The following is a 22,831-nucleotide window of genomic DNA, read 5'->3' on the forward strand; positions in this document are numbered from 1 at the left end:
GCAAAGGGGGCACTTGGCCCGGCTGATTTTGCGATGGCGGCAAGGTTAACACGCGAGGTCGACCCTTCGCAGGCCTGCTCAAAAGACACGGTGAGTGCATAAAAAATGCATGGTCAATGCAAATTAGCATTTGCCAAGCTTCAAATCTGTCGTCACTATCCGCTTTATGCAAAAACGCAACGTTTCTATCGTCTTAAGAGAATTGCTGGACCGCGACCGGATCTCCCCCACGGAGCTTCACCGGCGTACCGGTGTGCCTCAATCCACGCTGTCCCGGATCCTCAGCGGCAAGATCGTTGACCCCTCGGACAAGCATATTTCGCGCATTGCCGAGTACTTCCGCGTCAGCACCGACCAACTGCGCGGGCGCGCGGCGGTGGGCGTTTCGCGGGATGAAGGGCGCGACCCGATGCATTCGGAACTCAAGGACATAAGCCTGTGGGATGACGACACCCCCGTGAATGACGACGAGGTGTCGATCCCCTTTCTGCGTGAGGTTGAATTGGCTGCTGGATCAGGAAGATTCGTCATCGAGGAAAGCGAGAAGGCCAGCCTGCGGTTCGGCAAGCGCAGCCTGCGGCATAACGGTGTGCAGTTCGACCAGGCCAAGTGTGTGACGGTGCGCGGCAACAGCATGTTACCGGTGCTGCGTGATGGCGCGACGGTGGGGGTGAATGCGGGCAAGAGTGCGATTGGCGACATCGTCGATGGCGACTTGTACGCCATCAATCACAATGGTCAGTTGCGGGTCAAACAGCTCTATCGCCTGCCTTCCGGGATTCGCCTGCGCAGTTTCAACCGCGATGAACACCCGGACGAAGACTACAGCTTCCAGGACATCCAGGATGAACAGATCAGCATCCTCGGTCATGTCTTCTGGTGGGGCATGTACGCCCGTTAACCTTTTTGTGTAAGACGAAGCCCGCCAATCAGCGGGCTTTTTTTCGTCTGTAGAAAGGCATCAAACCCTTTGCCAGTAAGGCTTCCAATGCGCCAATGCATTTGTTCGACAAAAATAAATGCATTTGTGCATTGACTGTATATGCATACATGCATATTCTTTGTCTCAAGCCGGCCAACAAGGCTCGGTGGAGGCGGCAAGGATGCTGCCAGGAACGACAAGGAAGGCACGCAACATCGGCACGGACGCCATCGAAGCGATGGCAGGGATGCCAGGTAACACCGGCAAGGATGCCGACGCTCTTTAGTTTCACCGTTTTACAAGAACAGGCAGCGATGAACCGGCCTTGACGGTTCAGAGGGTTGGCAACTGACCCGGGTGTGCAGCGTAAAGCACCAGAAGCAGTTATCCGGCAGACAGGGATCGTGGTCGGAAAAACATTGAGGAAAGATCCGTACCGCGCCAGTAGCGCCGAAAGATCGAGTACCCAGCCTCACCCATACTGTTCCTTTTGAAGGCGTCTTTTGTCGCCATGCGGCGTTGCCGCTCAACAACAGCCACTCCTCACAAGAGGATCGTATGGGTGAGGCTGGGCACAGGACCGCATTACTGAAAAGCCCGGGCAACCGGGCTTTTTGGAATGCCTACCTATAAATGGATTTACCCAAACGCCGGCATTTTGCCGGCATTGCTCAGCCAGGAGGCGTGACATGACAAACGAGCAGCAAGCGTTAGCGGAAATGCCTATCTGGCTGGTGATCGTACTGGCGCTGATCGGCGGAGTTTCTGGCGAAATGTGGCGCGCCGACAAGGAGGGCGCCCGTGGTTGGTCGCTGATCCGGCGCCTCGCGTTGCGGTCTGGGGCGTGCATGGTCTGCGGGGTCTCGGCGTTGATGCTGTTGTACGCCGCCGGCATGTCGATCTGGACCGCCGGCGCCCTCGGCTGCCTGACAGCGATGGCCGGTGCAGACGTCGCCATTGGCCTTTATGAACGTTGGGCGGCCAAGCGCATTGGCGTCGACGAGGCCCCGCCCTCCCGCCCGGATCAGCAGTAACCGCTGCAAGGACGCGACTGATGACATCTATCGAAAAACCTTCCCAACTGCCCATCGCAATTGGCGAAGCGCTCAAGGGCGCCTTCCCACAATTGCGTGTGGGCAACCACCAGGACTTCCAGGGCACCGGGGATAAAACCGGCGTGCTGATTACCGTGGAACGCAACGGCCCCGGCGTTCGATCCCTTGAAGGACGTAAGGCCCATGCACTGTCGGTGTCACTCATGGCCAGGGTTGTCAGTGGTTCGGCGCCTTACGACGCCTGCGACCTGGCCAGTCAATTGATGGATTTGGCCCTCGATAATCGCTGGGGCCTGCCGTCGGACCAGTGTGACCTGCCAAGCGCCATCGTCGCGGCGCCGACCCTACAGGGCAGTGCCGAAACCGACTACGACAGTTGGACAGTGTCCTTCACCCAAAACATCTACCTCGGCTCGCCGATACTCGAAGACCCCACCGGAAAACCGCTGTTTGCCTGCACGTGGGAAGTCTCGAATATCGACGATCCTGACCAATACCGACCCTTGCAGGAGTAGTCCATGTTCGATGCTTTGTTACGCATGCAACTGGGACCGATCGTCGAGCGCCTGGCGGAAATGGAGGCCCAGCTCGAAGACCTGTACCGACGCGCTGAAAGCTTTTGTCGGATCGGCATATGCCAGCAGGTCGACGCCGCCAGCAATACCTGCATCGTCAGCCACGGCGACTTGCTGACCCCGGCGATTGGTTTTTTCAACCCCAGCGCGGGGGCGCAGACCGAAACGCGCATCCCGTCAGTGGGCGAGCAATGTTTGTTGCTCAACTATGGCGGTGGGGAAGGCGCTGCGCAGTCAGTAGCGCTTTTCGGCCTCAACAGTAGCCTGTTTCCGCCGGTCTCCAGCGTTGCATCGTTGACCCGGCGCCGCCACCAGGACGGAACGCAAAGTGACTATGACGACGCCAGCCACACATTCAACTGGACCAACGGGCCCACCGTGTTCAGCGGTTCCCGCGAACAGGTCGAGGCGAAGGTCGGCGCTGCCACGTTGCAGATGAGCGCCAAGCACATCACCTTGCAACTCGGCGCCGTCGGTGTGCTGCTGGATGCCGGCGGCGTGCATTTGAGCGGCCCGCTGGTGGATCACCAAGGCCGCGTGATCAGCACCGCATAAGGATTTGCCATGATCGGAATCGATAGGAATACCGGGGCAGCGGTCGATGACTGGCTGCAATTCGTACAGCGTGCCACCCGAGCGCTGACCACCCCCGTGGGCACTCGCCAGAAGCGCCCGTTGTACGGCTCGCTGATCCCCCAACTGCTCGGGCAGAACCTCGGCGACGACCTCTTGATCCTCGCCCAGAGCCACGCCGCCAAAGCGTTCTACAACGTCGAGAACGGCATCGCCGACTTTCAACCCCAGGTCATCGTCGCCAGTCGCCAGGGCGCCGGTCTGTTGCTGCGGTTTGCCGGCACGTGGAAAAACCGCCAACAATCCTTCGAGGTCATGACATGAGCATGCTGATCCCTGGCCAGAACCAACTGGCGGAGCCGGCCATCATTGCCGTCGACGCGTTCGAGCCGTTGCTGGCGCAATTCAAGGCGTTCGTCATCGACTACGTCGCCGCCCGCGCGCCACAAAGTGCCGCCAAACTCAAGGTCAGCCTCGATAACGAAAGCGAACTGCTGAGTCTGGCCCTGGAAGCGTTTTGCGTGCGTCTGCAAACCCACGAACGCCAGTACAACGCACGCATCAAGCAGATGCTGGCGTGGTGGGCCACCGGCAGTAACCTCGACGCACGCCTGGCCGATATGGGCCTGGAGCGCCAGGTGCTGGACCCCGGCGACCCGGCGGCCTTCCCGCCGGTGCCGCCGACATTGGAAAGCGACGACGACGCACGCTTGCGCTATTACTTGGCGCCCCACGCGCCGGCGGCGGGTTCTCGCATGCAGTATCGCCGCGAGGTGTTCACCCTCGGCGAACGACCTGCGGTCAATGTAGAAAGCGCGACACCGGGTGTGGTCACGGTCACCTATACCTTCGACCCGGATGGCTACGCAGCTCAGGTCAAGGATGGCAGCGGCCGACGCACCGCCCCCGGTGAGGTGATGGTGACGGTGCTGTCCAGGGACGGCGATGGAAGCGCTTCCGCCGATTTACTTGACGGCGTGCGCAGACATTTCGCACGCCCCGATGTACGGCCGGAAACTGATCTCGTCACTGTCCAAAGTGCGCAGATCCAACGCTACAAGATTCGCGTGGTGGCCAAGATCAACGCCGGGCCGGACTCGGGCCTGACCCAAGTGGCCGCGCAACGCTTGCTGCAAACCTACGCCGAATCCTGTCACCGCCTGGAAGGGCGCGTCGACCCGAGCTGGATCGACTACGCCATCCACAGCGCCGGAGCGGCGCAGCTGCAAATCCTCGAACCGCTGGCACCGATTGTCTGCTCGGCGTTCCAGGCGCCGTATTGCACGGGTGTCGAGGTGGAGGTACGCACGCTATGAGTGAGCCCAAACCGAGTCTGTTGCCCGCCAATAGCTCACCGCTGGAAAAAGCGTTGGACCTGGGGTTTGGCAGGTTGCTCGAGCGGATCATGCCGCCGTTTCCGGCCTTGATGAACCCGCTGCAAACACCCTCCGAATTCCTTCCTTACCTGGCCGCCGACCGAGGCGTCAGCGAATGGGACGCGGATGCCAGCGAAACGGAAAAGCGCCTCACCGTGGGCTTGTCCTGGCAGATCCAGCGCCAGGCCGGCACGCCCAAGGCTTTGAGCTATGCGGTGGAGTCGCTGGGTTTCAGCCCCAACATCAGCGCCTGGTATCAACAGCGGCCGCAGGGCGTGCCTTACACCTTCGATGTGCAGGCGATCATCGGGCGCAGTTGGTCCAGCGGTGACCATAACCGATTGATCCGCCGTATCAACGCCGCGAAGAGCGAGCGCGACCAGGCGACGATTACCGTGGTTCACCAGACACAAGCACGCCTTGGCCTGACCGCGATTGTCCACGCCCCGTTTAACGACAGCGAGTTAAGCCTGCAAGGCGCGTTACCCGAACTTGCCTTGGGCGCTCGACTTAACAGTGCCGGCGTTGCCCGGCACTACACCATTAACGACTACGACCTCAGGGCGCAGCCATGACAGATGACATTACGCGCCTGGTGCGCTTCACCTCCAAGGGTTTGGATGAAGTGCTGCAGGCAAAGAACCAGGGCTTGAAAGGCGAAATCACCCACATCGGCGCCGGCACCGGCCGCTACAACCCAGACGGCACGGAAGTGGCCTTGCGTGACGAGCGCCAGCGGGTGGCGATTGTGGATTACGAGGACTTGGGCGAGCGCCAACTCAGGATGGCCGCGCTGTTCGATGGCGATGGCGAGTATGAGATTGGTGAGTTCGGTTTTTACCTCGCCAGTGGGACGTTGTTGGCGGTGTATTCGGTAGCTGGGAAGTTGCTGACGTATAAAGCGGCGGCGGCTCGGGTGCTGCAGAAGTTCACGTTGGATGTTTCGCCGTTGCCGGCGGAGAGCGTGACGATTGTGGTGGGGAGTGAAAACCTGAATGTGTTGCTGGCTGAGGAAATGGCGGCGCTATCGGCAGCGAGTATCGATAATATGGCGCGAGGTGTTGGTTTGTTGTTTCGCGTAATTGAAAGTGAGCAAAAAGTATAAGGTGTCATTGGTCTTGGCGGTTATTTTGATTAAGTGTTGAGACTTTTTTGGTCTAGATACGAAACTTAAGGAGTTATAATTTTGAGCATGGAACAACAGCTTGCTGCCGTCGTCAGTGCGGCTAATAATCTGGCCGGTGTGGTTACTGGGAAAGTTGACGAGATAGATAAGGCAGTCGCCAATGCTCGCTTGGCATACGACTCGCAGCTTTTAGATCTCAAGAGTAAACTACCACGGTTGGCCGTTACGAAAAATTTTAACTTGTACCCTAATGCTGATGCTACCTTGATTGATGGCTGGGGGATTCATGGAGAGGTTGTCTGCACTAAGCTGCGCTCAATCACAACTGAATCTCAAGCTACCGGGCGTCCGCAAGCGGATGTGGATTTTATGTTGAAAGTTCAAGCTGATATTCGCGAGCAGTTTCCGGGGTTTGATATTAGGGCGAATGAATATTGGCGGACCGTTGTGAATGTCTGGCAAATGAAATGGGCAACTTCTGGGGTTGGTCCGTGGCTAGCATTTCCTTATACTGTTGATACCGCACTTTCCAATGGGACGCGTGCGATCCCTTTGAACTCTTATATAACCATGGGGGCTTTCGTTCGGGTGTTGGAAGGCAGTGTTACCGGCGCTTGGAGTGTTGGTGCTGAAAAAGGTAAGTGGCGTTGGTGTTCTACGGTCGTTGCTCCAACAGAACTATTTGGTGCTTATTATCATCTTCATCCTATGCGAACTTCATCCTCGGGTGTCGTCGAGGTGATGTTGGCGGGAGCATGCACAGGTGTGGTAACCAACCCAGGTGATTGGGGAACTATGTTGGCGTTGAGTTAAGGATATTTTATGAAGCCCATTTTTGTACCTTCAGAGCTGCATCCACTTATTAAATGGCAGATCATTCGTAGTGCTCGTGATCAGGATTTGTCCGCCAGTGACTACGCGGCTATGTCCGATTATCCAATGCAGGATAAAAATAAATCGGCCTTCTTGGCGTACCGGCAGGGCCTGAGAGATATTCCTAATCAGGGGGCCGATCCTGACGCCGTTATATGGCCGCCTAAGCCTGAGTTCCTCAAATAAGCCCACCGCGAAAGCGGTTTTTTTTCGTCTCCCCAAAGCCCCTCCCGCAGGGGCTTTGGTGTTTTCCACCCGGAGAATTCAACACATGCCCACTCGCCAAACCTACACCGTCCTCATCCCATTCCCCATCGGCGCCGGCCATTGGTCCACCGCCGGCCAGGAACTGGAACTGCTGGACGTCGAAGCATCCGCCCTGCGCACCGCTGGCCGCTTGGAACTGACCAGCGTCCTCAATACCACCCCCAAGAAGGCTGAATAATCATGGCTGAGGTTTTGAACTTCGAGCACAACGGCATCACTGTGAACGCAACTGAGTCCCCCGAGGCCATGGGTGGCCTGGGGGATAACGTGATCGGCCTGGTCGGCACCGCGCCGAATGCCCACGCGTCGATCCCGAAAAATGCCCCGTTCCGCATCAACAGCTTCACCACCCAGGCGCTGCTGGACCCTACCGGCAGTGAGGCGGGCACGCTGTTTCAGGCGGTGTACCAGATCCTCAAAGTGGTCAAGGTACCGGTCTACGTGGTGATCGTGGAGGAGGGCGCCACCCCGGCTGACACGATCAACCATGTGATCGGCGGTAACGAACCGGTCACCGGGCGCAAACTTGGCCTGGCGGCCCTGAGCAGTGTGCCGGAAGACCTGACCATCATCGGCGCCCCAGGCTTCACCGGCACCAAGGCCGTGGCGAGCGAGTTCGCCGCCTTCGGCAAGCGCATCAAGGCCCGTGTGGTGCTGGATGGCAAGGACGCCTCTGTTGCCGATCAGGTGACCTACAGCGGCGAACTGGGCGGTGCCGATCTCGGTTTCGACCGCTGCCTGCTGGTACACAACATGCCGTCGGTGTACTCCAAGGCCGCGAAGAAGAACGTGTTTCTTTCGCCGTCGTCCCTGGCCATCGCTGCACTGGCCAAGGTCAAGCAGTGGGAAAGCCCGGGTAATCAGGTGACCTTCGCCGAGGACGTTTCCCGCGTGGTCGAGTACAACATTCTCGACACGTCCACCGAAGGCGACCTGCTCAACCGCTACGGCGTGAGCTACTACGCCCGCACCATCCTCGGCGGTTTTTCGCTGCTGGGTAACCGCTCCATCACCGGCAAGTTCATCAGCTACGTCGGCCTGGAAGACGCCATCAGCCGCAAGCTGGTCAAGGCCGGCCAGAAGGCCATGGCCAAGAACCTCACCAAGTCCTTCATGGACCAGGAGGTCAAGCGCATCAACGATTGGCTGCAAACCCTGGTCGCCGACGAAACCATCCCCGGCGGCAGTGTGTACCTGCACCCGGAGTTGAACAGTGTCGAGAAGTACAAGAACGGCACCTGGTTCATCGTTATCGACTACGGCCGTTATGCGCCCAATGAACACATGATTTATCAACTCAACGCCCGCGATGAAATCATCGAGCAGTTCCTGGAGGACGTTCTCTAATGTTTACCAACCGAGTCAGACAGGCCATTGCGGCCACCCTCCAAGGCCTGCCGCTGTCCGCGACCGTGGAAGAGTTCACCCCGCCGAAGATCGAGTTCGACATGGAGTCCATGTCCGGCGGGCGCTTCATTGCCGAGGAAATGGCCAAGAGCGGCAAAGTGCTCAACGCCAAGCTGATCCTGCAAGGCGCCGGCCCGGAAATCATGCTGGCCCTGGGCGTGCGGATGGGGGACGACATTCTGCTGAACGTGCGTGAAGCCGGCCAGGATCAGGACGGCAAGACCTACTTCACCTACCACACCGTGGGCGGCAAGCTCAAATCCCTGGAGGAGGCAAAGCTGAAGATGGGCGAGAAGGCCACCACCACGCTGGAGCTGTCCTGCCGCACCTATAACCGCCTGGAAAACGGCATTTCGGTGATCGACATCGACGTGCGTACCCAGAAGTTCGTCCTCAACGGCGTCGATATTCTGGGCGACGCCCGCCGCGCGGTGTTGATGCCGTAACCCCTCGGGGGCGGGCTCGCTCGCCCCCATACTTGACCAAGGAATTGCCCCATGGCCTGGATGCCACCGCTGCACCTCCTGCTGGCCCCGATCACCGCCGACACCGGCGCGACGATCGAGCAGGTGCAACTCAAACCGCTGTACTACGCCGCGCAAAAAGACGCGCTGGCCCGGGCCGGTGATGACGAGGACGACCAGTTCTTCGAACTGGCGAAACTCGCCACCGGCCTGTCGGAAAAAGAGCTCGACCAACTCAAGCGCCCGGACTACGTAAGCATCGCCCAATACGTACATGAGATGTCGACGCGCCCGGCGTCATTCTTCCTGCAAGCGCCCGAAGTTGCGGCCCACGACCAGCCCGTCCACCTGCTGTTGCCCCTCGACGCGGCCGGCCGCACCTGGACCGAGCTGCCCCTGGAAATGCCCGCCCTGCGCGCGACCAAAGTGATGAAAAAACTCGCCACCAACAAAGAGCGCGCCGAGTTCATCACCGCCCACTGCACCGGCCTGATGATCCCCGACCTGGCCGGCCTGACCGTGCCTGACTGGACGGAATTGCAGGAGCGCATCGATGATTTTTTAAACAAACCGGCGGACTTCTTTCGGAGCGCGACATCGAAGTGATCCTCGACGTGGTGCCGCTGATTTACTCGGTCAATGAAGCGGAAATCCTCGACTGGGACGCCGGAAAAGCACTGCGCCGCTACGACATCGCGATCACTCGCCTTGGCGTCAAACAGGAGTAGAGCGGGATGCAAGAGACTCAATACGAGATCAGGCTCGCCGAAGAAGACAAGCGCTGGATGACCTTTGCGGCCCTGTCCAACGAGGCGACACTCAACAGTGTGCTGACCCCCCTTCCTGATAGTTTTGTCGGGCCTTCCAGCCTGGATGCCGAACCGCAGCCATCGTCGGAACTCGGCCTGGCGCTGGTCACGGTGAGCCTGGATATCAACGCCTTGACCCTTGAGCAAGTGCGGTTGCGCGAGACGTTGGAAACGCTCAACAGCACATTATTCATTACCAGTGATTCACTGGCGCTCAGGACGGTCGATAGCGCCTCGCAGGCGCAGAACAGTCAACCCAAGGAGCCGCCGCCGGCCGCCGACTCCTGGGTCGACAAAAGCCTGCAGTTCGGGGCCGATGCGGCGAAGACCATTGCCAAGGATGTGGGCTCGAGTTTGTGGGATACGGCCAAGAGCAGGGTCTCGGGCAAGGCCATCGATGCACTGGCGCAAAAGTTTCCCAAAGCCGGCAAGTGGCTTAAAGACGACAAAGACAAAGACAAGGACAAGGACTGCTGCTGCTGCGGCGGCGAGTCTCTTCGTGGCGCCGTTACCCCGAGCATCATCTTGCCGCCTGGCTATGAGCGTTCTGGCGGGAAAAAGACTTCCGCGAAAAAAACCGCCAAGTCGACGCGGTGGCGGGAGTTGCCCGTCCCCCGTGGCCTCGGCCCGTTGAAGTATGCCGACACCGCCATCAATGTGATCCAGGGCATACGCGATGGCGACGCAAAAGCAGTCACCACCGGCCTGTCTACGGCCGGTGGTGCCTGGGCCGGCGCCTCTGCCGGCGCGGCCATCGGCACCCTGGTTTTGCCTGGCATCGGCACGGCTGTAGGCGGCGCAATCGGCGGCTTGCTCGGCAGCGAAGCGGGCGCTTGGCTTGGGGACAAACTGTTCAGCCCCGCTGACCGCCTGCCCGCACCCAATGCCGTCAGCAAGGAACTCAACAGCGCATGCACGGACAATGTGCAAGTCACCCTGGCCCCCAGCATCCAGATCACCGGCGTCAACCCCGCCGATGCCCAGCAGGTGGTCAATCAGGTGATCCAGGCTCTGCAATTCCAATGCCTACCGATGCTCTCCGACACCCTCGGGGTTCGGCGCAATGCGGCACTGGCCGATCCAGGAGGTGATTGATGCGACAACAGATGGTGCTGGGCGATTTCATTTTTGGGCTCGCCCGTGGGTTTGCCTATTCCTCGCTGACCCGTAACAGCGACGGCGGCTGGGCTGACCTGACGATTATCGCGAGCAAACCGCAGTCGCGGCAGAACGGCCAGAAGCTGGAAAAACTCACCTTCAGCGGCACGGCGATGTACGGCGTGGGCATGCAACGCCTGGACGAGTTGCGCGCCCTGCAAAATCTACGCGTGCCGCTGCCACTGGTGGATGGCATTGGCCGCAACTGGGGCCTGTGGCGGATCAATTCGGTGATGGAAACCCAAAGCAACGTGATCGATGACGGTACCGCCATGCTCATGACCTGGAGCCTTGAATTGGAGGAATTCATCAATGCGTAGAGTGCGAAGTATTGCCGGTGATTCGGTCAACCTGCTGCTCTACCGCGAGCTGGGGCGTTGCGATGATGCCGCGGAAGAAACCCTCTGGCGCTTGAACCCCACGCTTGCCGAATACGGCCCGTTGCTGCCGGCTGGCGTGTGGGTGATCGTGCCCGAAATGGCTTCGCGGCCGGCGGCGTTGCGCCTCGTTTCGGCGTGGGATTAAGAAGGAGGCTACATGGCTCAGGGATTTACGCCAATTGTGGAGTTCTATGGCGCCAACGCGGCGCTGCTCAATCAACGTCTGATGCACTGGAGCCATACCGACGCGGCGGGCCTTGAGTCCGACCGCCTTGAACTGACGCTCAACATCGAGGGCCTGGAGGGCCTGCCCAGCCTGAGTGGCAAGATCGGTTTGCGCGTCGGTTATCAAGAGTCCGGCTTGGTGGAAAAAGGCGAATTTGTCATTACCCAGCGCACGCCGGTGCTGTTTCCCATGCGCTTGCTGATCGTCGCCACCGCGGCGCCATTCAGCGCGAGCGATGCCAGTGGTTACCGCCAGCGTCGATCCGCCAGTTATGGACCGATCACCCTGGGCGCGCTGTTTCGCCAGATGGTCAGCCGCCACGGCTATTCGCCGCGGGTGGCACCGGCGCTGGAGGGCATTGCGATTGCCCACATCGACCAATCCAATGAAAGCGACATGGCGTTCATCACCCGCCTTGCCAAACGTTATGGCGCCGTCACCAAACCGATCAACGAACTGTACGTGCTCGCCGAGGCCGGGCAGGTCAAGTCACTCTCCGGCCAGCAACTGCCGGACGTGACACTGTCGGTCACCGAGGACAATCGCCCCGGCGATCAAGCATTCATCACCGCCAAGCTCGACGAAACCTCGCGCGCCAAATACCAGGGCAGCCGCGTCACCTGGTGGGATGCCGCCGCGGGCAAGCAGCGGGTGGTTCAGGTCGGGGTTGCGCCCTTCAAGACCTTGCGTCAGCGCTGCCAGAACGAAGCCGAGGCGCGGGCGGTGGCTGAGGGTGAATCGCGCCGCGTGGGCCGTGAAGACCTCAAGCTGCAGATCGATTGTCCGGGGAACCCGCTGTTATCGGCCGAAGGGCTGTTGCTGCTGGATGACACCTGGCCTTCCTACATGCAGGGGCGCTGGTCGATCACCAAGGTGACGCATGTCGGTGACCCGGTGACGGGCTATCGCAGTTCGGTCACGGCCGGCGGGTTGTCGGCGTAGTATCTTTTACGGAGTAGGCACCATGCTGATAACACTGCCCCAGCTTCTTTACATCATGCCGGGCGCCCGCCTCAGCGCGGGCATTTTTCTATCCCCGTTAAATGCGGCATTCGCTCGCCACGCGATCGACAATCCGAAACGCCTCGCCGCCTGCCTCGCCCAGATCGGCCACGAATCCGGCGAATTGCGCTACATCCGCGAACTGGGCAGCGATCAATACCTGAGCAAATACGACACCGGCAGCCTGGCCGTTCGCCTGGGCAACACCCCCGAAGCCGACGGCGACGGTCAGAAGTACCGGGGCAGGGGGCTGATCCAGATTACCGGGCGTCGAAATTACCTGGCATGCAGCCAGGCGCTGTTTGGCGACGATCGTTTATTGCTGCAACCGGAATTGTTGGAGCAGCCCCAATGGGCCGCGGAGTCGGCTGCCTGGTTCTGGCAAAGCAACGGCCTGAACGAACTGGCGGACAACGACCAGTTCACCACCATCACCCGGCGTATCAACGGCGGGCTCAATGGTTTGGAAAACCGCCTGCAGTTGTGGGCACGGGCGAAGGCGGTGTTATGCGTTTCCTAGGGGCTTGGCGCCTGATCGGTGTGTGCCTGTTGGTGGCGCTGACTTGGCAGGTGCAGGCCTGGCGATTGGGTGCGCAGATGGAGCGGCAATCAACTGCCCATGCCCAGGCGCTCAGTCAGCAAAATCAGGCGGCCTTGCGTCAACAACAGGCCGAATACGACAAACGGCTGGCGCTTGAGCAACAACTCAGCGCCATTGACCAACAACATGCTCGGGAGTTGAGCGATGCACAACGTCATCAGGCCGCTCTGCGTGATCGCCTGGCCACTGCTGATGTGCGGTTGTCAGTCCTTCTCGACGCCAGCGACAGCGCCAGTGGTTGCGCAATGCCTGCCGCCACCGCCGCCGGCGGCGTGGTTCATGCAGCCACGCGAGCCCGACTTGACCCGGCGCATGCTCAGCGAATTATCGCCATCACCGACGACGCGGATAACGCCGTGATCGCCTTGCGCGCCTGTCAGGCGTATGTGCGGGCCATCGTGCGTTAGTGTCTTGATGCACGCTGCAACTTGCATGGCCGATGGGCTCATGTAGGGTAGGCCAATGCCCGCTCATTCCAGGAGACCTCCGTGAAAGAAATCACCCAACTGGCCGCTGAACTGGGTCGACGTCTACAGGTGCTCAATGCCCACGTCACCACCGCCGAGTCCTGTACCGGCGGCGGCATCGCCGAAGCCATCACGCGCATACCGGGGAGTTCGGCGTGGTTCGAGGCGGGATATGTCACCTATTCCAACCGGCAGAAAACTCGGCAGCTGGATGTGCCGGAGGCACTGTTCGGCAAAGTGGGGGCGGTCAGCCGTGAGGTGGTGGAGGCCATGGTCAGGGGCGCCCAGGAAAAAAGCCTGGCGCGCTTTGCCGTGGCGGTCAGCGGCGTGGCCGGGCCCGATGGCGGCTCGCCGGAAAAACCGGTGGGCACGGTATGGCTGGCGTTCGGCGTGGGTGACGAGGTCACGGCCGAGCGCCAGCACTTCCCCGGCAACCGCGATGAGGTCCGCCGACAAACGGTAAAGGCCGCGCTAGAGGGCTTGTTGCGACGAGCTGCAGCAGAAATAGAAAATCAGGGGTAGGCGATCTCCGATCTTTGTGGAACAATACTGTCTACTTATACAGGTGTTGGCCGTCAGGCCTTATTGATTACGTGAGGACTTTAATGGACGAGAACAAGAAGAAAGCCTTGGCTGCGGCCCTGGGTCAGATCGAACGTCAATTCGGCAAGGGTGCCGTAATGCGTATGGGCGATCACGACCGTCAGGCGATCCCGGCTATTTCCACTGGCTCTCTGGGTCTGGACATCGCGCTCGGCATTGGCGGCCTGCCAAAAGGCCGTATCGTTGAAATCTACGGTCCTGAATCTTCCGGTAAAACCACCCTGACGCTGTCGGTGATTGCCCAGGCGCAAAAGATGGGCGCGACCTGCGCGTTCGTCGACGCTGAGCACGCCCTGGACCCTGAATACGCCGGCAAGCTGGGCGTGAATGTTGACGACCTGCTGGTTTCCCAGCCGGACACCGGTGAGCAAGCCCTGGAAATCACCGACATGCTGGTGCGCTCCAACGCTATCGACGTGATCGTGGTCGACTCCGTGGCGGCCCTGGTGCCAAAAGCTGAAATCGAAGGCGAAATGGGCGACATGCACGTCGGCCTGCAGGCCCGTCTGATGTCCCAGGCGCTGCGTAAAATCACCGGTAACATCAAGAACGCCAACTGCCTGGTGATCTTCATCAACCAGATCCGGATGAAGATCGGCGTCATGTTCGGCAGCCCGGAAACCACCACCGGTGGTAACGCGCTGAAGTTCTACGCGTCGGTCCGTCTGGACATCCGCCGTACCGGCGCGGTGAAGGAAGGTGACGAGGTTGTCGGTAGCGAAACCCGCGTCAAAGTCGTTAAGAACAAAGTGGCCCCGCCATTCCGTCAGGCTGAGTTCCAGATCCTCTACGGCAAGGGTATCTACCTGAACGGCGAGATGATCGACCTGGGCGTGCTGCACGGTTTCGTCGAGAAATCCGGTGCCTGGTATGCCTACAACGGCAGCAAGATCGGTCAGGGCAAGGCCAACTCGGCTAAGTTCCTGGCGGACAACCCGGATGTCGCCGCCGCGCTTGAGAAGCAGATCCGCGACAAGCTGCTGACCCCCGCGCCGGACGTGAAAGCTGCAGCCAACCGTGCGCCGGTTGACGAAATGGAAGAAGTCGACACTGACGTCTGAAGCAAACGATGACCGTTGTGCTGGATACACTCGTCGCCGTTCGGCGCACTGCGATGGACCTGCTCGCGCGTCGCGAGCATGGTCGAGTCGAACTGACGCGTAAACTGCGTCAGCGCGGTGCGTCCGCCGAGATGATCGACACTGCCCTCGACCGGTTGACGGAAGAAGGGCTGTTGTCGGAAGCCCGTTACCTCGAAAGTTTTGTGTCCTACCGAGCGCGCTCCGGCTACGGCCCGGCGCGAATTCGTGAAGAGCTGAGCCAGCGCGGCCTGCAACGCGCCGACATCGACCTCGCCCTGCGCGAGTGCGGTATCAGCTGGCAGTCACAGCTGGAAGATACCTGGCGTCGCAAGTTTTCTGGGCATCTTCCGATTGATGCCAGGGAACGCGCGAAACAAGGGCGCTTCCTGAGTTATCGCGGGTTTTCGATGGAAATGATCAATCGGTTGTTCAGCGGTCGGGACATGGACGACTGAACAACGCAAAAAATAAAAGGCCCGCTATGAAAATAGCGGGCCTTTTTTTTTGCTCAAAAATCACGCCGGCTCCGGCGCCACCCGTTGTTGTGTCTTGCCCTGAGCCTGCGCCCAGTTCTCCGGCAAGTTGATGTAATCCACCAACTCCCGCAACCGGCCCTGATCACGCCCGTTGAAGTTGAACACCAGTCGCGTCAGATGACTGAACTGCGGCTCATCGTGCTCTTCTCCGGTGTAGGCGAGCTGCTGAAAGTCTCCACTCAGTCGCAGGCTGGCGAACTCTTTTTGCACCTGAGCCAGCGCCCGCTCACTGAGCGGATGATTCATGCGTATCACAAACTCACGCTTCAGCCAGCGGGTAGAGTGGAAGTTGGCATAAAACTGGTTGATCTCGTCTACCGCAGCTTCAGCGCTGTACACCAGGCGCATCAGCTTCAGGTCGGTGGGCAGCACATAGCGATTGGCTTCCAGCTGGCTGCGGATAAAGTCCAGGGCGCCTTGCCAGAAACCGCCACCTGGCGCATCGAGTAACACCACCGGCACCAGTGGGCTCTTGCCGGTCTGGATCAGCGTCAGTACTTCAAGCGCTTCATCCAGGGTGCCGAAACCGCCGGGGCACAACACCAGCGCATCGGCCTCCTTGACGAAGAACAGCTTGCGCGTAAAGAAGAAGTGGAACGACAGCAGGTTCTCGGTGCCGTCGATGGTCGGGTTGGCATGCTGTTCGAACGGCAGGGTAATGTTGAAGCCCAGGCTGTGCTCCAGGCCGGCACCTTCGTGGGCGGCGGCCATGATCCCGCCGCCGCCGCCGGTGATCACCATCAGATCGGAGCGCGCCAGTGCCGCGCCCACTTCCCGGGCCAGGGCATAGAGCGGGCTTTCCACCGGCGTGCGCGCCGAGCCGAACACCGTCACTTTGCGCCGCCCCTTGAACTGTTCCAGCACGCGGAAGGCGTGGTCCAGTTCGCGGATGGCTTGCAAGGTGATTTTGGCGTTCCAGCGGCTGCGGTCGTCCTGTGCCATGCGTAGCGCGGTGAGGATCATGTCGCGATAAAGGGGGATATTCGGGCTGTTGGGTGCGATCAACTGGAGTTGAGCTTCGACCTGCTGCGTGAGGTCGACCCCGTTTGCTTCAAAATGCTGGAGCAGGCGGTCATTCGGTTCGTAAGGCATTCAACTTCTCCTTCTTCACAGAGCCTGGGCGGGCGGCGAAATGTTCGTCCGTGGCCACGACACTGCATGTGTCGCTGCATGCCCATGGCATTGCACAGTGTTCGCCAAGCGGCAAAGCGCGACTCTGTATGTTCCTTGTGATTTAAAAACCTTTGCACTGCACATGGCAGGAGGACAACTCTGTTTTGCCCTGAAAATGTTACAGAACAGCATGGGAACTGGGCTGAGCGGGTTGTGGGAATGAGACGATCATGGGCCGAAAAACCCTTGGCTGGCAACCGCTTATTGGTCTCACGTCACCGCGTGCAGCGTTCGGCGGCAAACACAAACGAGGGAATTGCGCGCCACTGGACAGCAGCGCGCGGCGGGACATGCGCGAGTTACTTTTTCTTCTTCGCCGCAGTTGGTGCCGGGCAGTCTGCTTCGACGAATTTCACCGAAGCCACCGGGCGGTTGGTCTTGTTTTCGGTGATTTCGTAGCGCATCACCGCGCCCTTGGCCATCAGCTCGCGGTAGCCGTGGTTCAGGCACACGCTTTGTCCGAGCTGGAAATACACCGCCTTGGGGTTGGCACGCATCTGTTCGGCACGATCGGGCAGCACGCTGAGGTGATCGATCAACTGCATGCCTTCAACGGTGTAGGCGACTTCCAGGGTTTTTTCATCGATTTCCCGGGGCAGGTCTTTGTTGCTTTCAGCCGCGACGCTTTGCAGCTTCTTGTTCATTTGGGCCTCCAGCAGCGAGGCCGCCTGGGCGCCAACAGGCAAGACCAGCGCGAGGGCGACGGATGGGGCGACAAGACGCAGCATGGAACGCAGCATGAAACTCTCCTGATTCGGTTACTGGTGCATAGACCAGCCACTGGGCTGTGCGTTCAGTGGCGCGCAATTATAGGTGAGCCCTGGCCGGTACAGCCAGGCGTATTGCTGGGAAGTGCGTGTGGCTCTGGTAAACTGCGGCCACTTAAGCCTTCCTCGAGTTCCCCCAGTGTCGATTTTCCTTTCCGTGCGGCGCATCCGATGAGCCACGCCGTCTCTCGTCTGCGTACCCAGCGCCTGGCGCGCGCCATCAGGCCTTTCGTCAATCGGGGTTCGCGTGCCGAGCGCTGCCCCGGCTGCCGGGTGATCCCCGCGTATTGCTTGTGTGCCTGGCGGCCCAAGGTCCAGGCCCGGTCTGCGATGTGCCTGTTGATGCACGACGTCGAACCGATGAAGCCCAGCAACACCGGCTGGCTGATCGCCGATGTGATTGACGACACCAGCGCGTTCGCCTGGTCACGCACCGAGGTCGACCCCGGACTGCTCACTTTGCTGGCTGATCCGCAGTGGCAACCCTACATCGTGTTCCCCGGCGAATTCGTCGCGCCGGAACGGGTTGTCAGTGAGGTCAAGGTGGGGGAGGGCAAGCGCCCGCTGTTTATCCTGCTGGACGGCACGTGGAGCGAAGCGCGCAAGATGTTCCGTAAAAGTCCCTATTTGGAGCATTTGCCGGTCCTCAGCCTGGCCCCCGAGCAGCTGTCGCGCTACAAACTGCGTCGTTCCAAGCGGGATGATCATTTCTGCACCGCCGAAGTCGCCGCGCTGTGCCTGGAGCTGGCCGACGACGGCGCGGCCAGCGAAGTACTGGACGCTTACCTCGACGTGTTCAGCACCCATTATCTGGCCGCCAAGTTCCAGTTGCCGCTGGACTCGACGGATATCGTCCATACTCGTCTAGCGCCCTACATCCCGGCGGTATAACCAGACGACGTTTGCATGATGGCACCGTAAATCCGACAACCGCTAAACTGCCCATTGGCGTAGTGCTTGACCACCCAGGCTACGCTGGGCATGCTGGGCGCCGATCAGGGCGCAACCGTGAATTTCCAACGTCGTTTCAGGTGCTTTTGACGTTGAGCATGCCCTGTGGTGATGGCTGCCTGGCCGTTACCTTGTGTATTGGCGAACCCTGAACCCATCAGGGCTGCCATAAAAAACAGGATCATTTAATCAATGGCCACATACGAAATCCTGATAGCTGATGACCACCCGCTGTTTCGCAGTGCGCTGCATCAGGCAGTAACGCTGGGCTTGGGCCCCGATGTCCGTCTGGTTGAAGTGGCCAGCATTGCCGAGCTGGAAACCCGCCTCACCGAAAAATCCGACTGGGACCTGGTGCTGCTCGACCTGAACATGCCTGGCGCCTATGGGTTTTCGGGGCTGGTGCTGTTGCGCGGGCAATACCCGCAGATTCCCGTGGTGATGGTCTCGGCTCAGGAAGAAGCCGATGTGGTGGTGCGCTCCAAGGAGTTTGGCGCCAGCGGTTTCATTCCCAAATCGAGCTCCATGGAAAAGATCCAGAAAGCCGTGCGCGCGGTGCTGGAGGGCGATGTGTCCTGGCCGCCGCAAGCGTTTGAAGAGATCAACGTGTCCGACGAAGCCAAGGCTGCCCGCGATGGCCTGGCCAGCTTGACGCCCCAGCAGTTCCGGGTGCTCACCATGGTCTGCGAAGGCTTGTTGAACAAGCAGATCGCTTACGAGTTGAGCGTGTCGGAAGCGACCATCAAGGCCCACGTCACCGCGATCTTTCGCAAGCTGGGGGTGCGAACGCGAACCCAGGCGGCGTTGCTCTTGCAACAACTTGAGTCAATTTCGCAGCATTAAGCTATTGTCGATTCACGCTTTTTTGACTTTGCGTGATCTAGTTTTCCCACTTCTTTGGTTCAGTTGCCTACATCTATGTCGCCTTTCAAGGGTCAAACCGGTATCAAACGTATCTTTAACGCAGGGGGCTATTCCCTGGATGGCCTGCGCGCAGCCTTCACCGGTGAGGCGGCCTTCCGTCAGTTGGTGTTGCTGAACGTCATCCTGATCCCGCTGAGTTTTTTCCTGCATGTCAGCCGCGTCGAACGGGCGCTGTTGATCGCGGTGTGCCTGCTTGCGTTGATCGTCGAGTTGCTCAACTCGGCCGTGGAAGCGGCCATCGACCGCATTTCCCTGGACCGTCACCCACTGTCGAAAAACGCCAAGGACATGGGCAGCGCCGCGCAATTCGTGGCACTGACCATGATCACCCTGGTGTGGGCCGTGATCCTGATCTAAGCCTCAGGCAATGTTCGGCAGCACGATTTCGTCGCTGCGCTGAACCCCGGCGGTGAAGGCGCGGCACAGCTCGAGAAACTCGCGCATCGCCGAGGTCTGGTACTTCTGCTTGTGCCAGATGAAGTAGAACTGCCGGGCCAGGTCCAGGTCCGGGGTTTCTACCGGCACCAGGCTGCCGCGGCGGAAAGCATCGCGCAGCGCCAGCCGGGAAATGCAGCCAATCCCCAGCCCCGACTCCACCGCACGCTTGATCGCCTCGGTGTGTTCCAGCTCGAGGCGAATGTTCAGCGCGCTGCGATGATGGCGCATGGCCTGATCAAAGGTCAGGCGCGTGCCCGAGCCCTGTTCGCGCAGGATCCACGCTTCGTGGGTCAATTCTTCCATGCTGGCGACACCGCGCTGGGCCAGGTGATGCTGAGGCGCGCAAAATACCACCAGCTCATCTTCCACCCAGGTCTGCACTTCGATATCCGGGTGGCTGCAGTCGCCTTCGATTAGACCCAAGTCAATTTCATAATGCGCAACCTGGTGCACGATATGTGCAGTGTTCTGCACGTGCAGCTTCACCTGGCTCTCGGGGTGCTGCTGCATGAAGCTGCCGATCAGCAGCGTGGCCAGGTAATTGCCGATGGTCAGCGTGGCGCCGACGGCCAGTGAACCGAAGCCAGACTTGCCGTTGAGCAGGTCTTCGATCTCCTTGGCCTGGTCCAGCAGGGCTACCGCCTGGGGCAACAACTGACGGCCGAGGGCGTTGAGGCTCAGGCGTTTACCCGCCCGGTCGAATAACTGGCAGCTGGATTGACGCTCCAGCTCGGTGATTGAGGTGCTGGCGGCGGATTGAGATAAGGCCAGAAGGCCAGCAGCGCGTGAGACGCTTTCCTGCTGAGCGACGGCGACGAAGACTTGCAGCTGACGGAGAGTAAATCGCATATCGATATAACCGATAACCCTTATCTTAATAATCCAGTTAACAGATATTGTCGCCGCCATTAGAATGCTGTGCAATTGCGCACTTATCATTTTGGCGCAGACCCATCTCCAGGAGTCCCCCGTACATGAGCAACATGAACCACGAGCGTGTCCTCAGTGTTCATCACTGGAACGACACTCTGTTCAGCTTCAAGTGCACCCGCGATCCGGGCTTGCGCTTCGAGAACGGTCAGTTCGTGATGATCGGCCTGCAACAACCCAACGGCCGCCCGCTCATGCGCGCTTATTCGATTGCCAGCCCGAACTGGGAAGAGCATCTGGAGTTCTTCAGCATCAAGGTGCCTGATGGCCCGCTGACTTCCCAGTTGCAGCATCTGAAGGAAGGCGACGAGATCATCATCAGCAAAAAACCGACAGGCACCCTGGTGCTTGACGATTTGAAGCCGGGTAAACACCTGTACCTGCTCAGCACCGGTACCGGCCTTGCGCCATTTATGAGCGTGATCCAGGACCCGGAAACCTACGAGCGTTTCGAAAAAGTGATCCTGTGCCACGGCGTGCGTTACGTCAACGAAGTCGCCTACCGCGAATTCATCACCAAGCACCTGCCGCAGAATGAGTTCTTCGGCGAAGCCCTGCGTGAAAAGTTGATCTACTACCCCACCGTGACCCGCGAACCGTTCGAAAACCAAGGCCGTCTGACCGACCTGATGCGCAGTGGCAAGCTGTTCCGCGATATCGGCCTGCCACCGATCAACCCCCAGGACGACCGCGCCATGCTGTGCGGCAGCCCAAGCATGTTGGACGAGACCAGCGAAGTGTTGAACAGCTTCGGCCTGAAAGTTTCGCCACGCATGCGTGAGCCGGGTGACTACCTGATCGAACGCGCCTTCGTCGAGAAGTAAACGCGGTCAAAAAAATGTGGGAGGGGGCTTGCTCCCGATTGCTGAGTGTCAGTCAATGCATCCGGTGACTGACCCGCCGCTATCGGGAGCAAGCTCCCTCCCACATTGGTTTTTGGTTTATTTAGCTGCAATCACTTCCAGCACACAGATGACGCCCGCCTCGGGATAGTGCCAGCGCACATCCACGTCCCAGAACTGCGCGCCATATTCCCGCTCGGGCCCGGGCGTTTGATAGGCCGGCCGCGGGTCTTGCGCCAAACACTGTTCGATCAACGCCACCAGCGGTTCAGCAAGGCGCTGAGCGTGGTCTTGCGCCTGGTGCAGAGCCGTCTTCAGCCACTGCACGGGAATCAGTGGCGGCGTGCCATTGGCGATGCCGTTGGTGGCGTTGTCGACAATGTCGGCATACGGCACATACGGCTTGATATCCAACACCGGCGTGCCATCGAGCAGATCGATCCCGGAGATCCACAACCGGCCCGGTTCGACCTTGTCCAGCTTCACCACCGACTGGCCAATCCCGTTGGGCCGATGGGTCGCACGGGTGGCAAACACGCCCATGGACTTATTGCCGCCCAGACGGGGCGGGCGCACTTTCAGACGGGGTTTGTCTTCCAGGGCCTGGTGGAACAGAAACAGCAGCCACACATGGCTGACCTGCTCCAGGCCCTGCACCGCCTCGCCGTGGTCGAACGGCGCGACCAGCTCCAGCACGCCGCGGGCGGCAGGCGCCAGTTGCGGTTGGCGCGGGATGGCGAACTTCTCCTTGAAGCAGGAGCGCACGAAGCCGACGGGAGAGACCTGGTAACTCATGGCTTACGCGCGAACCCGCAGGGTCAGGCCCTTGAGGAAGTTGCGCAGCAACTGGTCGCCGCAGGTGCGGTAATTGGTGTGGCCGAACTTGCGGAACAGCGCGCTCAGCTCAGGCTTGGACACCGGGAACTCGGCAGCCTTGAGGATGGCGTGCATGTCGTCTTCCTTCAGTTCGAAGGCCACGCGCAGCTTCTTGAGGATGATGTTGTTGGTCACCGGGGTTTCGATCGGTTGCGGCGGACGGCTGTCGTCCTTGCCGCGCTTGAAAATCACCAGGCCGTCAAGGAAGTGCGCCATGACCTCGTCCGGGCAGAACACAAAGCCTTCTTCCTCGTCTTTCTTGAGGTAAGTCAGCAGGTCTTCCTTGGTCACGTCCATGCCGCCGAGTTTGATCAGCTCGACCATCTTGTTGTCGCTGATGTCGAGCATGTAGCGCACGCTGCGCAGTACGTCGTTGTGAATCATGGTGGGCAATCCTGGTTTTCAACGGTGGACACCGCCCACGCAGG

The 22,831-nt window shown here is 59.9% G+C and carries 33 protein-coding genes; 28 read left to right on the top strand and 5 right to left on the bottom strand.

What is annotated here, in order from left to right; translation table 11 throughout:
- Positions 1–166: 166 nt before the first annotated feature.
- The 24 genes from LQ249_RS07120 to recX all read left to right on the top strand — a co-directional run bounded on the left by LQ249_RS07120 (position 167) and on the right by recX (position 15,421).
- On the top strand, positions 167–901 hold the full coding sequence (locus tag LQ249_RS07120) for a LexA family transcriptional regulator (RefSeq protein ID WP_026139757.1): 735 nt from the start codon (positions 167–169) through the stop codon (positions 899–901).
- 710 nt (positions 902–1,611) lie between these two features.
- A complete protein-coding gene (locus LQ249_RS07125) occupies positions 1,612–1,956 on the top strand; it encodes a phage holin family protein (protein WP_017844641.1) in 345 nt (114 codons plus the stop codon).
- 20 nt (positions 1,957–1,976) lie between these two features.
- A complete protein-coding gene (locus LQ249_RS07130; protein ID WP_232566328.1) occupies positions 1,977–2,492 on the top strand; it encodes a hypothetical protein in 516 nt (171 codons plus the stop codon).
- A 3-nt stretch (positions 2,493–2,495) separates the two neighbouring features.
- Positions 2,496–3,107 (top strand): phage baseplate assembly protein V, encoded by a 612-nt coding sequence (locus LQ249_RS07135; protein WP_102617348.1) that lies wholly within the window; start codon positions 2,496–2,498, stop codon positions 3,105–3,107.
- A gap of 9 nt (positions 3,108–3,116) precedes the next feature.
- On the top strand, positions 3,117–3,449 hold the full coding sequence (locus tag LQ249_RS07140) for a phage baseplate protein (protein WP_017844644.1): 333 nt from the start codon (positions 3,117–3,119) through the stop codon (positions 3,447–3,449).
- Positions 3,446–4,441 carry a baseplate J/gp47 family protein gene (locus tag LQ249_RS07145; RefSeq protein WP_046384532.1) on the top strand — a complete coding sequence of 332 codons (996 nt, stop codon included), beginning with the start codon at positions 3,446–3,448 and terminating at the stop codon, positions 4,439–4,441. Before LQ249_RS07140 ends, LQ249_RS07145 begins: the two co-directional genes overlap by 4 nt.
- Positions 4,438–5,076 (top strand): phage tail protein I, encoded by a 639-nt coding sequence (locus LQ249_RS07150; protein WP_046384531.1) that lies wholly within the window; start codon positions 4,438–4,440, stop codon positions 5,074–5,076. Before LQ249_RS07145 ends, LQ249_RS07150 begins: the two co-directional genes overlap by 4 nt.
- Positions 5,073–5,606 (top strand): phage tail protein, encoded by a 534-nt coding sequence (locus tag LQ249_RS07155; protein WP_232566329.1) that lies wholly within the window; start codon positions 5,073–5,075, stop codon positions 5,604–5,606. Before LQ249_RS07150 ends, LQ249_RS07155 begins: the two co-directional genes overlap by 4 nt.
- Before the next feature lie 87 nt (positions 5,607–5,693).
- Positions 5,694–6,440 carry a hypothetical protein gene (locus LQ249_RS07160; RefSeq protein ID WP_227778875.1) on the top strand — a complete coding sequence of 249 codons (747 nt, stop codon included), beginning with the start codon at positions 5,694–5,696 and terminating at the stop codon, positions 6,438–6,440.
- 9 nt (positions 6,441–6,449) lie between these two features.
- Positions 6,450–6,686, top strand: a complete 237-nt coding sequence (locus LQ249_RS07165) for a tail fiber assembly protein (RefSeq protein ID WP_079442961.1) — start codon at positions 6,450–6,452, stop codon at positions 6,684–6,686.
- A gap of 85 nt (positions 6,687–6,771) precedes the next feature.
- Positions 6,772–6,945, top strand: coding sequence for a hypothetical protein (locus LQ249_RS07170; RefSeq protein ID WP_169796396.1), 174 nt, complete (start codon positions 6,772–6,774; stop codon positions 6,943–6,945).
- A gap of 2 nt (positions 6,946–6,947) precedes the next feature.
- Positions 6,948–8,114, top strand: a complete 1,167-nt coding sequence (locus tag LQ249_RS07175) for a tail protein (RefSeq protein ID WP_017844650.1) — start codon at positions 6,948–6,950, stop codon at positions 8,112–8,114.
- Complete coding sequence (locus tag LQ249_RS07180; protein ID WP_017844651.1) at positions 8,114–8,620, top strand: phage major tail tube protein; 507 nt, start codon at positions 8,114–8,116, stop codon at positions 8,618–8,620. The genes LQ249_RS07175 and LQ249_RS07180 overlap by 1 nt, the downstream gene beginning before the upstream one ends.
- Positions 8,621–8,671: 51 nt before the next feature.
- The gene (locus LQ249_RS07185; RefSeq protein ID WP_128191532.1) at positions 8,672–9,244 is read left to right on the top strand and encodes a phage tail assembly protein; all 573 of its coding nucleotides are present in this window, start codon (positions 8,672–8,674) and stop codon (positions 9,242–9,244) included.
- The gene (locus LQ249_RS31495) at positions 9,241–9,366 is read left to right on the top strand and encodes a hypothetical protein (RefSeq protein WP_017844653.1); all 126 of its coding nucleotides are present in this window, start codon (positions 9,241–9,243) and stop codon (positions 9,364–9,366) included. Before LQ249_RS07185 ends, LQ249_RS31495 begins: the two co-directional genes overlap by 4 nt.
- Before the next feature lie 6 nt (positions 9,367–9,372).
- On the top strand, positions 9,373–10,542 hold the full coding sequence (locus LQ249_RS07190; protein WP_232566330.1) for a hypothetical protein: 1,170 nt from the start codon (positions 9,373–9,375) through the stop codon (positions 10,540–10,542).
- The gene (locus LQ249_RS07195) at positions 10,542–10,925 is read left to right on the top strand and encodes a phage tail protein (RefSeq protein ID WP_057005808.1); all 384 of its coding nucleotides are present in this window, start codon (positions 10,542–10,544) and stop codon (positions 10,923–10,925) included. Before LQ249_RS07190 ends, LQ249_RS07195 begins: the two co-directional genes overlap by 1 nt.
- Positions 10,918–11,130, top strand: coding sequence for a tail protein X (locus LQ249_RS07200; protein WP_057005807.1), 213 nt, complete (start codon positions 10,918–10,920; stop codon positions 11,128–11,130). The genes LQ249_RS07195 and LQ249_RS07200 overlap by 8 nt, the downstream gene beginning before the upstream one ends.
- Positions 11,131–11,142: 12 nt before the next feature.
- The gene (locus LQ249_RS07205) at positions 11,143–12,153 is read left to right on the top strand and encodes a contractile injection system protein, VgrG/Pvc8 family (RefSeq protein WP_128191530.1); all 1,011 of its coding nucleotides are present in this window, start codon (positions 11,143–11,145) and stop codon (positions 12,151–12,153) included.
- Positions 12,154–12,175: 22 nt separating this feature from the next.
- The gene (locus LQ249_RS07210) at positions 12,176–12,733 is read left to right on the top strand and encodes a glycoside hydrolase family 19 protein (RefSeq protein ID WP_128191529.1); all 558 of its coding nucleotides are present in this window, start codon (positions 12,176–12,178) and stop codon (positions 12,731–12,733) included.
- A complete protein-coding gene (locus tag LQ249_RS07215) occupies positions 12,721–13,221 on the top strand; it encodes a lysis system i-spanin subunit Rz (protein WP_079442966.1) in 501 nt (166 codons plus the stop codon). The genes LQ249_RS07210 and LQ249_RS07215 overlap by 13 nt, the downstream gene beginning before the upstream one ends.
- An 81-nt stretch (positions 13,222–13,302) precedes the next feature.
- Complete coding sequence (locus tag LQ249_RS07220) at positions 13,303–13,803, top strand: CinA family protein (protein ID WP_017844660.1); 501 nt, start codon at positions 13,303–13,305, stop codon at positions 13,801–13,803.
- Between the two features lie 83 nt (positions 13,804–13,886).
- Positions 13,887–14,945, top strand: a complete 1,059-nt coding sequence (recA, locus tag LQ249_RS07225) for a recombinase RecA (protein WP_017844661.1) — start codon at positions 13,887–13,889, stop codon at positions 14,943–14,945.
- A gap of 8 nt (positions 14,946–14,953) precedes the next feature.
- Positions 14,954–15,421 (top strand): recombination regulator RecX, encoded by a 468-nt coding sequence (gene recX, locus LQ249_RS07230; RefSeq protein ID WP_017844662.1) that lies wholly within the window; start codon positions 14,954–14,956, stop codon positions 15,419–15,421.
- A 60-nt stretch (positions 15,422–15,481) separates the two neighbouring features.
- On the opposite strand, the gene LQ249_RS07235 is transcribed toward recX, so the two are convergent.
- Both LQ249_RS07235 and LQ249_RS07240 read right to left on the bottom strand, forming a co-directional pair.
- Positions 15,482–16,594: a TIGR00730 family Rossman fold protein gene (locus tag LQ249_RS07235; RefSeq protein ID WP_046384508.1), complete on the bottom strand. Its 1,113-nt coding sequence runs from the start codon at positions 16,592–16,594 to the stop codon at positions 15,482–15,484.
- Between the two features lie 380 nt (positions 16,595–16,974).
- Positions 16,975–17,415, bottom strand: coding sequence for a PA3611 family quorum-sensing-regulated virulence factor (locus LQ249_RS07240; RefSeq protein WP_046384507.1), 441 nt, complete (start codon positions 17,413–17,415; stop codon positions 16,975–16,977).
- A 198-nt stretch (positions 17,416–17,613) separates the two neighbouring features.
- Between LQ249_RS07240 and LQ249_RS07245 the strand changes: the two genes are divergently transcribed.
- From LQ249_RS07245 to LQ249_RS07255, 3 genes are all read left to right on the top strand, one after another.
- The gene (locus tag LQ249_RS07245) at positions 17,614–18,333 is read left to right on the top strand and encodes a tRNA-uridine aminocarboxypropyltransferase (protein ID WP_026139758.1); all 720 of its coding nucleotides are present in this window, start codon (positions 17,614–17,616) and stop codon (positions 18,331–18,333) included.
- A 252-nt stretch (positions 18,334–18,585) separates the two neighbouring features.
- Positions 18,586–19,236: a response regulator transcription factor ErdR gene (erdR, locus tag LQ249_RS07250; protein WP_057005803.1), complete on the top strand. Its 651-nt coding sequence runs from the start codon at positions 18,586–18,588 to the stop codon at positions 19,234–19,236.
- A 75-nt stretch (positions 19,237–19,311) separates the two neighbouring features.
- The gene (locus LQ249_RS07255; protein ID WP_017137081.1) at positions 19,312–19,674 is read left to right on the top strand and encodes a diacylglycerol kinase; all 363 of its coding nucleotides are present in this window, start codon (positions 19,312–19,314) and stop codon (positions 19,672–19,674) included.
- Positions 19,675–19,677: 3 nt separating this feature from the next.
- On the opposite strand, the gene LQ249_RS07260 is transcribed toward LQ249_RS07255, so the two are convergent.
- Complete coding sequence (locus LQ249_RS07260; RefSeq protein WP_046384505.1) at positions 19,678–20,604, bottom strand: LysR family transcriptional regulator; 927 nt, start codon at positions 20,602–20,604, stop codon at positions 19,678–19,680.
- A gap of 125 nt (positions 20,605–20,729) precedes the next feature.
- On the opposite strand from LQ249_RS07260, the gene fpr reads away from it, so the two are divergent.
- Complete coding sequence (gene fpr, locus LQ249_RS07265; RefSeq protein ID WP_017844669.1) at positions 20,730–21,509, top strand: ferredoxin-NADP reductase; 780 nt, start codon at positions 20,730–20,732, stop codon at positions 21,507–21,509.
- Positions 21,510–21,626: 117 nt separating this feature from the next.
- On the opposite strand, the gene tsaA is transcribed toward fpr, so the two are convergent.
- Together tsaA and LQ249_RS07275 are read right to left on the bottom strand one after the other, a co-directional pair.
- Positions 21,627–22,322 carry a tRNA (N6-threonylcarbamoyladenosine(37)-N6)-methyltransferase TrmO gene (gene tsaA / locus LQ249_RS07270; protein WP_128191528.1) on the bottom strand — a complete coding sequence of 232 codons (696 nt, stop codon included), beginning with the start codon at positions 22,320–22,322 and terminating at the stop codon, positions 21,627–21,629.
- Positions 22,323–22,325: 3 nt separating this feature from the next.
- Positions 22,326–22,787: a DUF1456 family protein gene (locus LQ249_RS07275; protein WP_017844671.1), complete on the bottom strand. Its 462-nt coding sequence runs from the start codon at positions 22,785–22,787 to the stop codon at positions 22,326–22,328.
- Positions 22,788–22,831 lie beyond the last annotated feature (44 nt).

This window comes from Pseudomonas sp. 7-41 (assembly GCF_021233075.1).
GTDB classification, from domain to species: domain Bacteria; phylum Pseudomonadota; class Gammaproteobacteria; order Pseudomonadales; family Pseudomonadaceae; genus Aquipseudomonas; species Aquipseudomonas veronii.